At 65.0% G+C, this 14187-nt stretch carries 15 protein-coding genes; 6 read left to right on the top strand and 9 right to left on the bottom strand.

Features of this window, described 5'->3' with window-relative positions; all coding sequences use genetic code 11:
* Positions 1-87 precede the first annotated feature (87 nt).
* From CSC94_RS20195 to CSC94_RS20205, 3 genes are all read left to right on the top strand, one after another.
* Positions 88-918, top strand: coding sequence for a COG4705 family protein (locus CSC94_RS20195; protein ID WP_099308188.1), 831 nt, complete (start codon positions 88-90; stop codon positions 916-918).
* 132 nt (positions 919-1050) lie between these two features.
* Complete coding sequence (locus tag CSC94_RS20200) at positions 1051-1728, top strand: winged helix-turn-helix domain-containing protein (protein ID WP_099308189.1); 678 nt, start codon at positions 1051-1053, stop codon at positions 1726-1728.
* Positions 1715-3085 (top strand): HAMP domain-containing sensor histidine kinase, encoded by a 1371-nt coding sequence (locus CSC94_RS20205; RefSeq protein WP_165784528.1) that lies wholly within the window; start codon positions 1715-1717, stop codon positions 3083-3085. Before CSC94_RS20200 ends, CSC94_RS20205 begins: the two co-directional genes overlap by 14 nt.
* A gap of 50 nt (positions 3086-3135) precedes the next feature.
* Here the strand turns inward: CSC94_RS20205 and CSC94_RS20210 are convergent, their stop codons facing one another.
* Positions 3136-3744, bottom strand: a complete 609-nt coding sequence (locus tag CSC94_RS20210; RefSeq protein ID WP_099308191.1) for a COG3904 family protein — start codon at positions 3742-3744, stop codon at positions 3136-3138.
* A gap of 499 nt (positions 3745-4243) precedes the next feature.
* On the opposite strand from CSC94_RS20210, the gene CSC94_RS20215 reads away from it, so the two are divergent.
* Positions 4244-4993, top strand: a complete 750-nt coding sequence (locus tag CSC94_RS20215) for a helix-turn-helix transcriptional regulator (protein WP_165784529.1) — start codon at positions 4244-4246, stop codon at positions 4991-4993.
* Positions 4994-5004: 11 nt separating this feature from the next.
* On the top strand, positions 5005-5490 hold the full coding sequence (locus CSC94_RS20220) for a hypothetical protein (protein WP_099308193.1): 486 nt from the start codon (positions 5005-5007) through the stop codon (positions 5488-5490).
* Positions 5491-5510: 20 nt separating this feature from the next.
* Here the strand turns inward: CSC94_RS20220 and CSC94_RS20225 are convergent, their stop codons facing one another.
* From CSC94_RS20225 to CSC94_RS20250, 6 genes are all read right to left on the bottom strand, one after another.
* Positions 5511-7091 carry an SDR family oxidoreductase gene (locus CSC94_RS20225; protein WP_245408430.1) on the bottom strand — a complete coding sequence of 527 codons (1581 nt, stop codon included), beginning with the start codon at positions 7089-7091 and terminating at the stop codon, positions 5511-5513.
* 12 nt (positions 7092-7103) lie between these two features.
* Positions 7104-7655 (bottom strand): flavin reductase family protein, encoded by a 552-nt coding sequence (locus CSC94_RS20230; protein ID WP_099308194.1) that lies wholly within the window; start codon positions 7653-7655, stop codon positions 7104-7106.
* Between the two features lie 11 nt (positions 7656-7666).
* The gene (locus tag CSC94_RS20235; protein ID WP_099308195.1) at positions 7667-8200 is read right to left on the bottom strand and encodes a nuclear transport factor 2 family protein; all 534 of its coding nucleotides are present in this window, start codon (positions 8198-8200) and stop codon (positions 7667-7669) included.
* Positions 8201-8226: 26 nt separating this feature from the next.
* Positions 8227-9123, bottom strand: coding sequence for an SMP-30/gluconolactonase/LRE family protein (locus CSC94_RS20240; protein ID WP_205853372.1), 897 nt, complete (start codon positions 9121-9123; stop codon positions 8227-8229).
* Positions 9124-9192: 69 nt separating this feature from the next.
* Positions 9193-10419 (bottom strand): ABC transporter substrate-binding protein, encoded by a 1227-nt coding sequence (locus CSC94_RS20245; protein WP_245408431.1) that lies wholly within the window; start codon positions 10417-10419, stop codon positions 9193-9195.
* A gap of 64 nt (positions 10420-10483) precedes the next feature.
* Positions 10484-11242: an SDR family NAD(P)-dependent oxidoreductase gene (locus CSC94_RS20250; protein WP_099308196.1), complete on the bottom strand. Its 759-nt coding sequence runs from the start codon at positions 11240-11242 to the stop codon at positions 10484-10486.
* Between the two features lie 272 nt (positions 11243-11514).
* Between CSC94_RS20250 and CSC94_RS20255 the strand changes: the two genes are divergently transcribed.
* Positions 11515-12294, top strand: a complete 780-nt coding sequence (locus CSC94_RS20255) for an IclR family transcriptional regulator (protein WP_099308197.1) — start codon at positions 11515-11517, stop codon at positions 12292-12294.
* Positions 12295-12312: 18 nt separating this feature from the next.
* Here CSC94_RS20255 and CSC94_RS20260 read toward each other — a convergent pair whose 3' ends face one another.
* Both CSC94_RS20260 and CSC94_RS20265 read right to left on the bottom strand, forming a co-directional pair.
* A complete protein-coding gene (locus CSC94_RS20260) occupies positions 12313-13302 on the bottom strand; it encodes a branched-chain amino acid ABC transporter permease (protein ID WP_099308198.1) in 990 nt (329 codons plus the stop codon).
* Positions 13302-14183 (bottom strand): branched-chain amino acid ABC transporter permease, encoded by an 882-nt coding sequence (locus tag CSC94_RS20265; RefSeq protein ID WP_099308238.1) that lies wholly within the window; start codon positions 14181-14183, stop codon positions 13302-13304. The genes CSC94_RS20260 and CSC94_RS20265 overlap by 1 nt, the downstream gene beginning before the upstream one ends.
* Positions 14184-14187 lie beyond the last annotated feature (4 nt).

The following is a 14187-nucleotide window of genomic DNA, read 5'->3' on the forward strand; positions in this document are numbered from 1 at the left end:
CCTGCAACGGGCGGGCCGGGGAAAAACCCGGCCCGCATCTCCCCGAACGCCCCATCCTCCCAATCCCTTTTCCTACGGAACAAGTCCATGTACGACAAAGTCCATTCCGGGCCGGCAACCGGCCATGCCACATCGACTGCCGCAACCGTCACCAAGATCGCGGAAGTCACGCTGGCCTTCTGGGTCATGAAGATCATCGCCACGACGCTCGGCGAGACGACGGGCGACTTCATCGCCCAGACGCTGAACCTCGGTTATGTGGCCGGTCTCGGCATCACTGGCGCCCTGCTGGTTGCCGTCATCTTCTTCCAGGTCCGTGCCAGCCACTTTCACCCGGCCCTGTTCTGGGCCGCCATCGTGGCGACGACGACGGCCGGCACCGAGATCTCCGACATGATGGACCGTACGCTCGGCCTGGGTTACGCCAGCGGCTCCGTCATCCTGACCGCCGGCCTTCTGGCAACGCTCGCCGTCTGGTACTGGCGCGACGGCAACCTGAGCGTCGACCCGATCCGCCGCCGCGACGCCGAGATCACCTTCTGGATCGCCGTCGTCTTCTCCAACAGCCTCGGCACGGCCTTCGGTGATTTCCTCGTCGACAACGCCGGCCTCGGCTACGTCGAGGCCGCCCTCGTCTGCACCGCGGTGATCGGCCTCGTGCTGACCCTCCACTACACCCGCGCGATGAACGACATCGCCCTGTTCTGGATCGCCTTCATCTTCACCCGGCCCTTCGGTGCCACCTTCGGCGATTTCCTGACCAAGCCCGTGTCCCATGGCGGTCTCGATCTCGGCACGTACAATGCGTCACTGGTCTGCCTGGTGCTGATGACCGGTATCGTGCTGGCTTCCGTGCGGAACCATCGCCGGCAGCAGGCAACCATCGGCGCGACACGGCCGCTGGAAAGCGAAAACTGACCGATATCATGCCCGGTCCGCGGATCGCCCTTGTGGCGGTCCGCGTTTCAAAATGTTAGGGGCAGGTTTCCCGCAACCCCGGCGCCACCGGCGTCGTCAAATGGCCAAACGAACCCCGGGGAGCCCGGACGCATGCGACTTCTCCTGATCGAGGATGACCGGAAGACCGCCGACTACGTGCGGCACGGCTTTTCCGAGGCCGGCCATGTCTGCGACGTGACCGCGGACGGAACGGACGGGCTCTTCCAGGCGACCCGCGAAACCTATGACGTCATCATCGCCGACCGCATGCTGCCCGGCCTCGATGGCCTGTCGCTCGTCAAGGCCCTGCGCGCGGCCGGGAACCGTACGCCCGTCCTCTTCCTGACCTCCGTCAGCGGCGTCGACGACCGCGTCGAGGGCCTTGAGGCCGGGGGCGACGACTACCTGGTCAAGCCCTTCGCCTTTTCCGAGCTGGCCGCCCGCGTTTCCGCCCTCGCGCGCCGCCCGGCGATGAAGACCGAGGAAACCGTTCTGCGGGTCCACGACCTGGAAATGGACCTGATCCGCCGCCGTGTCACGCGGGCCGGCAACGACATCGATCTGCAGCCCAAGGAATTTGCCCTGCTGGAAACGCTGATGCGCGCCGAGGGCCGGGTGCTGACCCGTACGATGCTGCTGGAAAAGGTCTGGGATTTCCATTTTGACCCGCAGACGAGCGTTGTCGAGACCCATGTCAGCCGCTTGCGCGCCAAGATCGACAAGCCGTTCGACGTGCCTTTGCTGCACACCATCCGGAGCACCGGGTACAGCCTCCATGCCCCGCGCTGACCTGTTGAAAAGCACCGGCTTCCGGACAGCGGTCCTCTTCCTCTCGCTGTTCCTGGTGGCCGCCGGACTGGCAGGCGCCACGGCCTTTTTCGTCATTCGCGACGAACTCGTCGGCCGCCACCAGCGCGCGGTCGCCGACGAGTTCGGTTTCTTTACCGGCCTCTACGCGCAAAGCGGCGAAAGCGACCTGGTCGAGACCCTGCAGATTCATTCCAGGGCCGTCCGCAATCTCGACAGCATCTACCTTCTGCGCGGGCCGGACGGCGCCACGATGGCCGGCAACATCGATTTTGCCGGCGCCCTGCCCGCAACCGGGGAAGCCAGCGCCAGGGCCCTCGGACTTCCCGGCGACTACGATTATTTCATCCATTCCGGACAGGTCGGCAGCATGACAATGCTCGTCGGGGCGAGCGCCGAGGATCTCAGCGAGGTCGAGGAGGTCTTCTTCGAGGGCGCGTTCTGGGCCGCTCTGCTGCTGACGGTGGTTTCGCTGGCAGGCGGCGCGGCGCTGTCGATCCGGATGAACCGCCGCATCGCGGAGATCGAGGACGCTTTGGAACAGGTGGCCGCCGGCAATTTCGAGACGCGCATTCCCGGCAGCGGATCGGGCGATGATCTCGACCTGATTGGCCAGCGGATCGACAATGCCGTCGCACGCCTCGGCGCGGCCGTCGAGACCAACCGCCAGATTTCCAGCGACATCGCCCACGACCTGAAAACGCCGATGAACCGCCTGCGCATCAGCATCGAAACGGCGCTGGACAGGCAGGCAGCCGGTCAACCGGTCGAACAGGACCTGGCAGACATCGACGAAGAGAGCAGGACGATCCTGGCCACCTTCGACGCCCTGCTCCGTATCGCCCAGATCGAGGCCGGCGCGAGGAAGAGCCGTTTCGCGCCCGTCGATCTTGCAACGGTGCTCGCCAGCGTAACCGATTTCTACGAGGCCCATGCCGAGGAGACCGGCGGGAGGATCGAGACCCGCATCGCGCCCGACCTGCCGGCCATGGAGGGAGACCGGGAACTGCTGACGCAACTGGTTGCCAACCTTCTGGAGAACGCATTCAGGCATGCGGGCACCCGGCCCGCGATCGACTGTTCCGTCTCGGCGGTGGACGGCGACGTGGTCCTGCGCATCGCGGACAACGGACCCGGCATCCCGGCCGACGAACGCGACAAGGTGTTGCGACGACTCTACCGGCTGGACAAGAGCCGCACGCCCCCCGGATCAGGCCTCGGCCTCGCCATGGTCAAGGCCGTCGCCGACCTCCACGATGCGCGCCTGGCCCTGTCCGACAATGATCCGGGCCTCGCCGTGACAGTCACCTTCCCGCCACACGCCATCGGCGGCGGGTGACTCACCGCGCCCCAGTCCGGCAGTTTTCCGGCTGCCTGAAAAGGATGGGCCTAGTTCGTCACCAGGCCGAAGCGGCCAATCTCGGATTCGGTCAGCCAGTGGATGCTGTCCGCCGGCGATGCTGCGATGGTGAACCAGTAGAACTCGGCCGACCCCAGCATGGAGCGGATGTAGTCGGCGTAGATCCGGTGCACGCTGTGGTAGCTCGGAAATTCGCGCGCTTCCCGGTCGCCCTCGCTCCACGAGTGCACGCCGATCTTCGCGCCCTTCTCCATCGTGCGGCGTTCGCCGGCCAGGAACAGGTCGACAGCGCCCGACTCGATCTTCGAGTTGCTCTTCAGGTGCGTGTTCAGTCCCTGCTCGCGAACCCACTTCGCGAACGGGAACAGTGCCTCGTCGTCAAGCGATCCGGGCATGTCGGTCAGGACGAGCGTCCCGACCTGCGGATTGTCCCGCAGCGCCCGCTTCAGCTTTTCCGGCGTGCGGGCATTCAGCTCGCCGGAGATATACATGCGATCGCCGCGCACCTCGTAGCGGGTCAGGTCGCGATAGTTCGAGACGGTATCGCGAATGCCCTCGCCCGTTGGCGTCATCACCACGAGGGAGGCTGCAATTCCGCTGATCAGCACGACGGCGGCAAGAAACCACTTTCGCATCATCGATCCTTCTTCGAAGCTCGCTTGTTTCCCGGCATATAGGTGCTGTTGCGGCAGATGAAATCCTCCGCGCACAAATTTTGGCGAGAATTCCGAAAGCGTTTGAGGGCTCTTTTTCCGCAGGCGCACCGCCGGCACGGACGCAAACGGAGAGGCGAATCAGCAAGCATAATCCGCGCCAAACGTATCAGCAGATGGCGATAAGACCTGAAAATTTTTATCTGGCAAGTAAAAAAATTGCACATATTGGCTCGAATGAACCGCTTGGCACATTTATAGCGCTTAACATGTGAATAAAACGCCCGAACATGGTCGGTTCGCGGAATACGTTGATTCAAATCGAAAATCAAAGATTGATAAATTGCGATGACTTATAAGTATGACCTTACGTAAAACCAAAACACATATTTCATATGGAATATTTCAAATTACGCAGATAATAAGCCCGCTTCCTCGCCGCAGGGCGGGCAAGAAACGGTGAATGACAAGAATGTGCGGCAACTTGGAACAGAACGTCGTCGAAACGGCACCCGCCAGCGGGTCCCGGCTCGCGGAACACTACGCCAGGGCTCTGCTGGAATGCCACAGCGGCTATGATCTCTTCCGTTTGCTGAAGCAGATGACGCTGGACATGGGGTTCCGGTATTTCCTTGTCGTCCGCTTCCCCCTGGCCGGCGAGACCAACCTGGGCGACCTGTCGCTGCTGTCCAACCTGCCGGCGGAACTGGTTCAGGCCTACGACCAGGCCGATCTGCTGCGATCCAGCCCCATCCTCGAGAAACTGCAGGATTCCACCAGGCCAGTCGAGTGGGAAGCTGACGACATCAACGCGACGCGAAAGCCTGAAGCAGTCGAAGCCGCCGAGCGGCTCTACGCCGACTTCGGCATCCGCGCCGGCATCTGTTTTTCGGTTCACGACACCGAAGACCGGAGGGGCGCCATATCCTTTTCTGGCGACCGGCCGGCGTGCAGCATGGACGAGCAGCTATTCCTGTCCTGGATTTGCAATCAGGTTTTCGAGCGTGCTACCTTTTTCGCCTACGAAGAAGGCACGACAAAGCCTCAGCTCTCCGCCCGCGAACTGGAGTGCCTGGGCTGGACCGCGGCAGGAAAGACCAGTTCCGAGATCGCTGTCATCCTCGACCTGTCGGAACACACGGTCAATCACTACCTCACCGGCTGCTGTCAGAAACTGTCGGCCGCAAACAGGGCCCATGCCGTTGCCAAGGGCATCAGGCTCGGCCTGATCTGATCGGAAAAGCCATGTCGATCAAGAAACCGAATCCGCATCTCGACCTGCTGAAGGTCGAGATCAAGCCACGCCGCGTCAATGCGCAGGATCTCAACGACATCGGACTTGTTGACGCGAACCTCCTCGATATCCTCGCCCAGTTCGAGGAATACGGCGTCTGGCGCTTCGACATCGACGATGGTCTCGTCTATTTCTCGAAGGATGCCGCCGTGCTTCACGGAATGGTCCCGCAGCATGGGCCGATCGACCTGACCCGGGCAGTGGCAGCCTACCATGCCGATGACCGGCACCACGTCATGGAATGCCTCGAGGATGCCATCGAGCGCAAGTCGGGGTTCCGGTTCGTGCTGCGCATCGACGAGAACGGCCGCTGCGATCCCCCCCGCATCGTCGAGACGACCGGCCGGTACCGGCTCAACCGGCATGGCAGGCCCGAACTCTACGGAACCGTGCGCCAGGTTCGCACCCGGGTCCGCTCGGTATCGCTCAACAACTGAAAGCCCGCGGGCACCGTCCATCAGGTCTGAGCGCTGGCATCGCCGGCGTTGCCGAAGGATGTCCAGCCGCCATCGACGTAGAGGATGGAGCCGTTGACGTAGGACGCGTCCGGCGAGCTGAGGAACAGGGCCGCCGAGGCGATATCGGCAGGCCGGCCCATGTCTCCCAGCGGGATGCGGCGGCGAATGGCCGGACTGTCGATGCGCCCGGCATCTTCCAGCGCCTTGACGCCCGGGGTGCGGATGTAGCCCGGCGCGATCGTGGCGCTGCGGATCCCCATCGGCCCGAGTTCCGCTGCCAGGCAGCGCGTCAGGATATCGATCCCCGCCTTCGAGGCGCCGTAGGCATGGCGTGGCGCGAACGGCAGGAAAGTGTTGATCGAGCCGAGGTTCAGGACGATACCGCCGGGCTCCATGCTTTTCAGCGCCTCGCGGGTGCACAGGAACGCCCCGGCAAGATTGATGTCCAGCACGCGCTCCAGGTCTTCCCGGGTCTGCTCCAGCGCCGGCTTGAAGGCATCGGCAACGGCCGCGTCGTTGATCAGGATGTCGATCCGCCCGAAGCGGCCGCGAATGCTGTCGAAGGCTGCCACCACTGCTGCCTCGTCGGTGACATCGGTTTCCATCGCGACATGGGGCCCGCCAAGCGAAGCCGCGACACTGCTGGCCCCTGACCCGTCGCTGTCGAGCAGCACCACGAGGTCGCCCGCCCCGGCGAAGGTGCGCGCAATGGCCTCGCCGATCCCCTTGGCGGCGCCGGTCACGACAACCACCCGCTGTTGCCGCCCGGCCGGAGCCGCGTCCAGTTCCTCCGCCGGTGTCCCGTCAACCGGCGGATGCGCGTCGCCCGGCTGGTTGAACGACATCCAGCCACCGTCGACGGCCAGAACCGACCCGGTGATGTAGGAGGCCCCCGGCGAAGCCAGGAAACGGGCCGCGCGGGCGATTTCGTCCGGCCGCCCCATCCGGCCGACCGGAATACGGCGCCGCACGGCGGCCAGGTCTGCCTTCCCGGTCCGTTCCAGGTCCGCCACCATCGGCGTGCGCACGTAGCCGGGCGCGACCGCGGCAACGCGGATCCCCCGCGACGCCCATTCGCAGGCAAGCGACTTGGTCAGCGAGATCAGCCCGGCTTTGGAGGCGGCATAGGCATTGCGGCGGGGATTGCCCAGCACCCCGGCAAGCGATGCGATGTTGACGATCGCCCCGCCGTTCGCCATGCGCTTCGCCGCTTCCCGCGCCATCACGAAGGGGCCGAGCAGGTTGACACCGATGGCCTTGCGGAAGTCCGTGAGCGGCGTGTCCACGGTCGCGGCCATGGTGGGTCCGAGCGCGGCATTGTTGACGAGCACGTCTACCTTTCCGAAGACCGCGTCGATCCGCCGGAACAGCGCCAGGATCGCCGCCTCGTCATCGACATCACAGTCGAACCCGGCATGGTCTGGACCATGGCCCGTCATCAACGCCTCGATACCGGTGCCGGCAAGATCCACGCCGATCACCCGGTCGCCGTCCGCGACGAAAAGATCGACGAGGGCCCGTCCGATCCCCCCTGCGGCCCCGGTGACCAGCACGACGCGGCGGTGTTCAGACATGGGCATGGCGGGGTCCTCTCATTTAGCCGGTGCAAGGCGCCGGAATTGCCTGTCGCGATAGAGCAGCCCGCTGTCCCCCAGCAGCGTCGTGGCAACCACGCGCCCGAACAGGAGCCGGTGCGATCCGTAAGTGATGCTGTTCTCGAGACGGCAGTCGAAACTCGCAAGAGCACCGGCCAGCACGGGGGCCCCGGTTTCGAGGCCCGCCCACGCGCCTTCGCCGAACCGCGTGTCGCTATCCGTTTCTGCGGAAGAGAAAGCCCGGGCGACCGGATGCTGATCCTCCGTCAGGTAATTGACGGCGAACGCGCCGCCGTCGAGGATCAGCGGCAAGGCGGACGCCTCCCCGTTGACGCAGACCAGCAGCACGGGCGGATGGGCCGACACCGGGCAGATCGAGGTCGCGGCCAGCCCGTCCCGGGCGCCATCGTGATGGCAGGTGACGACGGCCACGGAGTACGCGACCTGCCGCATCGCGGCCTTGAACTCGGCCTCGCAGATCCCGTGGCCGGCCGACGGGCCGGGCGGTCTTTCAGGGCTCGCATTCGCCGTTTCGCTGATCCAGGGCATCCCGTCCCCCGTCAGAGAAGCCCGGCGGCCTTGCGCAATGAATAGATCGGATCGGACGGCGCGGCGGCACCGATCGGCTGGCGCGGCCCGAAGCGCTCCGCCTCGCCGGCGTCCGGCGGCTTCTGTTCTTCCACCCAGTCATAGGCCACCGTCCGGTCGGCCACCCGCCACTCCCCGTCCCGCTTTTCCATCCGGTCGCAGTAGCGGCCGGCCAGCAGGTACTGGCGCACGGTGCCCTCGCGGTCGGGACCACGCTGAAGCGCGTTGAAATAGCTCTCCACGATGGCCACGTCGGGACCGGCGAATTCGATCAGGATATTGGCAACCTGGTGCACGTTGCGCGGACCGGCCTGGAACACCTTCAGCGCATGGGCGATGAAGCCTTCGGCCGGACCGTCATAGGCGCCATGGCAATCGTGGGCATCCGGCCAGTAGGAACTGCGCAGTGCCGCCTCGTCGGCCCGGTCGATGCCCCGGCAGTAGCGGTAGATGCAATCGCGGATCGCTTCCCGGTCCAGCAGTCTCGTCAGTGCGTCGTCGGTCATGGGTCCGTCTCCTGTTTGCCGGATCGTCAGGCCGCCGGATCGGCGGCGGCGATACGAAACGGCGTTTCGGGAATCCCGCAAACGCCGAGCCCCTCGATCACGTGCAGGCAGCCACCGCGCGGATGCTTCGAGATGGCGCGCCCGGAACCGGAATCCTTGATGGAGGTCACGTAGAGCCGGTCCATCTCCGGCCCGCCGAAGGCAAGGCTCGACGGCAGGTCGGTCGGCGCGTCGAACAGCAGGTCCAGCGCGCCGTCGGGCGTGAACCGGGCGATCTTCCCGACCTGGATCAGGCAGGTCCAGACGCATCCCTCGGCATCCACCGTCGCGCCATCGGGTCCGGACTCCCATGGCGTCGTGTCCACGAATACGCCGGGCTCGCCGAGATCGTCGTCGGACGGACCATAGGGAAAGGCCCGGATCTTGCGGTCCAGGCTGTCGGCGAAATACATCGTCCGCCCGTCGGGGCTGAAACAGAGCGCGTTGGAGATCCGGATGCCTTCGGCGAACACCCGCGTTATGCCGGCTCCGTCGACGCGCCACAGGCTGCCCAGGGGATCGGCATGAACCCCCATGGAACCACACAGGAACCGGCCTTGCCGGTCGGTCTTGCCGTCGTTGAAGCGGATCGCCGGATCGGCCGGCTCGGGCCGGAACAACGGCGTGAATTCGCCGCTTTCGAGGTCGGCCAGCCAGATGCCGTCGGCCAGGCCGCAGACGAGGCGATTGCCTTCCGCCAGCGCCACCGAGCCGACCATCGAGGGCGTCGGCCATTGCCGCATCGCGCCGCTCTCGGGATCCAGCGACCGGATCAGCCGCGACACCCCGTCGACCCAGTAGAGCCGGCCGGTCCGGGGATCCCACACCGGGCTTTCGCCCAGCATGTCGGGCGTTTCGCAGACGAGGCGAACATTCGGTGTCATCGCGGAGCTTTCACAGCAGGACGGAATGACGGGGGGACCAGGTCCCCCCGTCGCAAGCCTTGGGAGGCCTTACTTCTTCAGCAGCGGGCAGGCGCTCTCCGACGGCGCGCGCCAGACGCTTTCCGGATCCAGCGTGGCAAGGATCTTGTAGTAGTCGTACGGACCCTTGGACTCATCCGGCGACTTCACCTGCACCGCCAGCGACGGACGCATCACCTGCCCGTCGGCGCGGATCGAGACGTTGTCCAGTTCGAAGTCGTTGACCGGCAGTTCGTGCATCTTGGCCATGACGGCTTCGCCATCGTCGCTGCCCGCCGCCTTCACCGACTTCAGGTAGTGGGTCACCGCGCTGTAGGTCGTCATCTGCGCTTCGTTCGGGTAGCGGTCGTTGAACGCGGCCTGGTAGCGCTTGGTGAATTCACGCGTGCCGTCGTTCAGGTCCCAGTAGGTCGGCGTCGTGAAACGCACGCCCTGCAGGGCTTCCAGGCCGATCGAATGCGCATTGTTGATGAACATGCCGAGCGGCGCCAGGTTCTGGCCGCTCTGGGTGATGCCGAACTCCGCCGCCTGCTTGATCGCGTTGCCGAGGTCGTTGCCGGCATTGGCGAGCGCGATGACGTCGGCCCCGCTGGCCTGCGCCTGCAGCAGGTAGGACGAGAAGTCGTTGGTGTTGAGCGGGTGCAGCACCGAGCCGATCACCTTGCCGCCGCCGGCCTCGATGAACTTGGTGGAGTCCTCCTGCCAAACCTTGCCGAACGTGTAGTCGACGGTGATGAAGTAGAAGGTCTTGTTGCCGGCCTGCAGCAGGGAGTTGATGGTCGCCTTGGCCATCGCGTAGGTGTCCTGCATCCACTGCGTGGTCATGGCGTTGCACTTGTCGTTGGTGAAGAAGCTCGCCGCCGACCCGGCCAGCAGGTACGGCTTGTTGTGGTCCTTCATCATGTCGCTGATCGCGCCGGCGATCGACGATGCCGAACAGCCGACGATGGCGTCCACGCCGTCCTGCTCGACCCACTTCAGCGCCGCCGCGACACCGATGTCCGGCTTGTTCTGGTCATCGGCGACCACGATCTCGATCTTCTTTCCGTCGATCTCGCCGCCGGCATCCTCGACGGCCAGGCGGGCCGAGGCCACGGAGCCCGGGCCGCAGTTGTCGGCATAGGGGCCGGACTGGTCGTTCATGATGCCGATGCGGATGACGTCATCGGAAATGCCGGCGGCCATGGTGGCCATCGGCGTCAGGACGGTGGATGCGGCCAGAAGCACCGCTGCTCCGAAACGGTAGGTGGTAGTCATGTCGTCTCCTCCACTGGTGTGTCTTCACTGCACGAAAGGACGGCCGGGCCTCCCGCCCGGGCCGTTACGAGAATGCGTAGGTGATGCCTCCGTCGACGAACAGCATGTCGCCGGTGATGAAGCCGGCCTCGTCGCTGGCCAGGAACACAGCCGCGTTCGCCACGTCGTCCGGTGTTCCGAGCCGGCCGATCGGCATGCGCTGGCGCCGCCGCTCCCAGGCCTCTTCGCTGACCACGCGATTGGCGCCTTCCGTCGGCGTCGGCCCCGGCGCGATGGCCGTCACGCGGATTCCGCGCGGACCGAACTCGGCCGCCGCCGACCGTGTCGACGCGGCAACCGCCGCCTTCACCGCCGAGTACATGATGCCATTCTTCATCGCGAGCACCGCGGCCGGCGATGCGATGTTGACGATGGCACCGCCACCGGCGTCCGTCATGTCGTCGAGAACCGCCTGGTAGCCCCAGATGACGCCCTTGAAACCGACGTCGATCATGCGCGCGATCATGTCCTCGGTCTGCTCCTCGAGCGGGCCGTAGCGGTTCCACATCGCGTTGTTGACGAGCACGGTGACCGGACCGAGCGCCTTCCGGGTCTCGGCCACGGCCGCGAAGACGTCATCGCGCTTCGCCACGTTTCCGGCCAGCGCGATCGCCTCCCCGCCGGCAGCCCTGATGGCCGTCGCAGCCGCCTCGGCGTTCTCCATCCTGAGATCGAGCACGGCAACCCGCGCACCTTCGCGCCCGAAGGCCTCCGCGATTGCGCGGCCGATGCCCTGCCCGCCCCCGGCGATCAGCGCAACGCGGCCCTGCAGGCGACCGCTCATGCCAACACCGCCAGGGTCCGCGCAGCACAACGGGACTGCCGCGGGACCTGGATGTCCGGAGCACTGGAACGGGCGTCCGAATGCTTGCGCATGGTCACTGTCTGCCTCCCGCAGCGGGAAGTCCGTCCGGCTTCCCGTTTCTTTCTCTTCAGCCGTGTTTCCGGCTTGACGAACGAAGCTTGTCACGGGCACACGGGGGAGACCAGAAGCATTTCATCCTTGCGGTTCAATTTCACATTTCTGAAAATGGGATCGTGAACGGGAGGCCGCCAATGCAAACATCGCAGGTTAAGTCCGCGACCCGCGCCATTGAAATTCTTGACTTTTTCAAGAGAACCAAGCAGCGCAGCGGCATGTCGGAGATTGCCCAGGCGCTTGGCTACCCGCAATCGAGCACGACCGTCCTGCTCAAGACGCTCGTCAGCCTCGGCTATCTCAATTTCGACCGCGTCGAGCGGCTTTATTTCCCGACGCCCAAGGTGACATCGCTCGGCGACTGGATCCCGCGCGCCCTGTTCGGCAGCACCCGCATGCTGGAGGCCATGCACGATGTCCACGCGGCCACCGGCGAAACCGTCTCGATCAACACGCGCAACGACATCTACCTGCAATATGTGCAGATCATCCAGTCCATCCACGCGATGCGCTTTCACGTCGATGAGGGAACGCTCCGGTTCCTGACCCATTCCGTTGTCGGCTGGGTGCTGCTGTCCACGCTGCCCGACGAGAAGATCGACAACATCGTGCGGCGGACGAACATTGCCATCGAGAAGCCGGGTGAACGGATCGACATTGCCAGGATCATGGCGGAAGTCGCGAAGATCCGGAAGCAGGGCTATGGCTACACCGAGAACCTGCCCTTTCTCGGCGGCGCAACGCTCTGCGTGCTCATGCCGGCCACCATTCAGAACCAGCCGGCGACCCTCGGGCTTGGAGGCGTCGCCGATCGCGTCCGCGCCAACAAGGAGCGCTATCTCGGTGTCCTGCAGCGCGCGGCGGGTTCCGTTCAGCCGACCGACCCCTTCGAGATGCCGGTCAGCATCGAGTTCTGATACCGCCGCGGACCGGGATCAGCCAGGCCCTGTCGCCGTTGCGCCTTCCTGTACGGGCGGCGGGGTCCCGCCATCGCCGCGGCGCTTGCGGGCGACCCAGCGGAACAGGGCCGACAGTTCCCCGACGAAACCGCGCCGGAAGAAGATGATGACGGCGAGCAGGATGGCTCCCTGCAGGATAAGCGCCCATTCGCCGAACCCGGCCAGTTCGTCGTTCAGCCAGATGATGATGCCGGCGCCGAACAGCGGACCGGACAGGGTTCCAAGGCCGCCGAGCAGCGTCATGATGATGACCTCGCCCGACACCTGCCAGGACGCGTCGGTCAGCGTGGCGAACTGGTAGACCGTCGCCTTCATGCCGCCGGCCATGCCCGCCATCGTGGCCGACAGGACGAAGGCCACCAGCTTGACCCGCTCCGGCGAGAAGCCGAGCGATTCCACGCGCTGCTGGTTGTCGCGCACGGCCTTGAGAACTTCGCCGTAGGGTGAATTGACGATCCGGTAGTAGGCGGCGACGGCCAGGATCGTGAGGGCCAGGATGACGTAGTAGTAGTTGAAGCTGTCATCGACGTTGACCAGGCCGAACAGCGGCGTGCGCGGGATCGACTGCATGCCGTCCTCGCCGCCGGTGAATTCGCTCTGCAGCAGGAAGAAGAAGACGAGCTGCGAGAACGCCAGCGTGATCATGGCGAACTGGATGCCCTGCCGGCGGATGGCGAGATAACCGACGAGAAGCCCGAGCAGGCCCGCGACGAGCGCACCGAAGGCGATTGCCAGTTCCACGGAAATGCCGGTTGTCTTCAGGGCCAGACCGGTCATGTAGGCGGCCGTGCCAAAGAACATGGCGTGGCCGAAGCACAGGAGCCCCGTATAGCCCAGCAGCAGGTTGAACGAGCAGGCGAAGACGACGAAGCACAGGATCGTCATCAGCAGCACGGGATAGAAGTAGAACGGCGCGGCCAGCGCCGCGGCGAAGCCCAGGATCAGGGCCAGGTGGGCAGGTTTCATTAAGTGGACTCCTTGCCGGAGAAGATGCCGGAGGGCCGGAAGAAGAGCGCCGCCGCCATGAACAGGAAGATGACGACCGAGGCGGCTTCCGGGTAGAAGACCTTGGTCAGCCCTTCCACCACGCCGAGCGCGTATCCTGCCACGACCGCCCCCGCGATCGATCCCATGCCGCCGATGACGACCACCGCGAAGACGACGATGATGACGTTCGAGCCCATCGACGGCGACACCTGGTAGATCGGTGCGGCCAGCACGCCGGACAGCGCCGCCAGGCCGACCCCGAAGGCATAGGTCAGCGTCATCATCCGCGGCACGTTGATGCCGAACGCCTCGACGATCTGCGGCTTTTCATTGGCCGCGCGCAGGTAGGCGCCGAGTTTCGTGTGCTCGATCAGCAGCCAGGTGCCGACACAGGTGACCAGCGAGAACACCACCACCCAGAGCCGGTAATAGGGCAGGAACATGAAGCCGAGGTTCACCCCGCCGGGGATCGGGTTCTGGTAGGGAATGCCGGTCGAGCCGTATTGCTGGCGGATTAGACCCTCGATCACCAGCACCATCGCGTAGGTGGCCAGCAGCCCGTAGAGGTGGTCGAGGTTCTGCAACTGCCGCAGGATCAGCCGCTCCATGGCCATGCCGAAAATCGCGACGATCACCGGCGCGACGAACAGCGCGCCCCAGTAGGGAATGCCCAGCGTCGTCAGCAGGATCCAGGCGACGAAGGCCCCCAGCATGTACTGCGCGCCATGGGCGAAGTTCACCACGTTCATGAGGCCGAAGATGATGGCAAGCCCCATCGACAGCATGGCGTAGAAGGAACCGTTGATGAGGCCGAGGAGAACCTGGCCGAACAGCAACTGGGTGGAAATGTGCTCGAACATCGCG

This window comes from Zhengella mangrovi (genome assembly GCF_002727065.1).
GTDB classification, from domain to species: Bacteria; Pseudomonadota; Alphaproteobacteria; order Rhizobiales; family Rhizobiaceae; genus Zhengella; species Zhengella mangrovi.

Bases quoted from the DNA above. Each gene is read 5' to 3' on its own strand.
- CSC94_RS20220 (WP_099308193.1), top strand. From the start codon at position 5,005: ATGTCGATCAAGAAACCGAATCCGCATCTCGACCTGCTGAAGGTCGAG.
- CSC94_RS20195 (WP_099308188.1), top strand. From the start codon at position 88: ATGTACGACAAAGTCCATTCCGGGCCGGCAACCGGCCATGCCACATCG.
- CSC94_RS20225 (WP_245408430.1), bottom strand. From the start codon at position 7,091: ATGCCCATGTCTGAACACCGCCGCGTCGTGCTGGTCACCGGGGCCGCA.
- CSC94_RS20265 (WP_099308238.1), bottom strand. From the start codon at position 14,183: ATGTTCGAGCACATTTCCACCCAGTTGCTGTTCGGCCAGGTTCTCCTC.
- CSC94_RS20205 (WP_165784528.1), top strand. From the start codon at position 1,715: ATGCCCCGCGCTGACCTGTTGAAAAGCACCGGCTTCCGGACAGCGGTC.
- CSC94_RS20230 (WP_099308194.1), bottom strand. From the start codon at position 7,655: ATGCCCTGGATCAGCGAAACGGCGAATGCGAGCCCTGAAAGACCGCCC.
- CSC94_RS20245 (WP_245408431.1), bottom strand. From the start codon at position 10,419: ATGACTACCACCTACCGTTTCGGAGCAGCGGTGCTTCTGGCCGCATCC.
- CSC94_RS20250 (WP_099308196.1), bottom strand. From the start codon at position 11,242: ATGAGCGGTCGCCTGCAGGGCCGCGTTGCGCTGATCGCCGGGGGCGGG.
- CSC94_RS20260 (WP_099308198.1), bottom strand. From the start codon at position 13,302: ATGAAACCTGCCCACCTGGCCCTGATCCTGGGCTTCGCCGCGGCGCTG.
- CSC94_RS20200 (WP_099308189.1), top strand. From the start codon at position 1,051: ATGCGACTTCTCCTGATCGAGGATGACCGGAAGACCGCCGACTACGTG.
- CSC94_RS20255 (WP_099308197.1), top strand. From the start codon at position 11,515: ATGCAAACATCGCAGGTTAAGTCCGCGACCCGCGCCATTGAAATTCTT.
- CSC94_RS20240 (WP_205853372.1), bottom strand. From the start codon at position 9,123: ATGACACCGAATGTTCGCCTCGTCTGCGAAACGCCCGACATGCTGGGC.
- CSC94_RS20235 (WP_099308195.1), bottom strand. From the start codon at position 8,200: ATGACCGACGACGCACTGACGAGACTGCTGGACCGGGAAGCGATCCGC.
- CSC94_RS20210 (WP_099308191.1), bottom strand. From the start codon at position 3,744: ATGATGCGAAAGTGGTTTCTTGCCGCCGTCGTGCTGATCAGCGGAATT.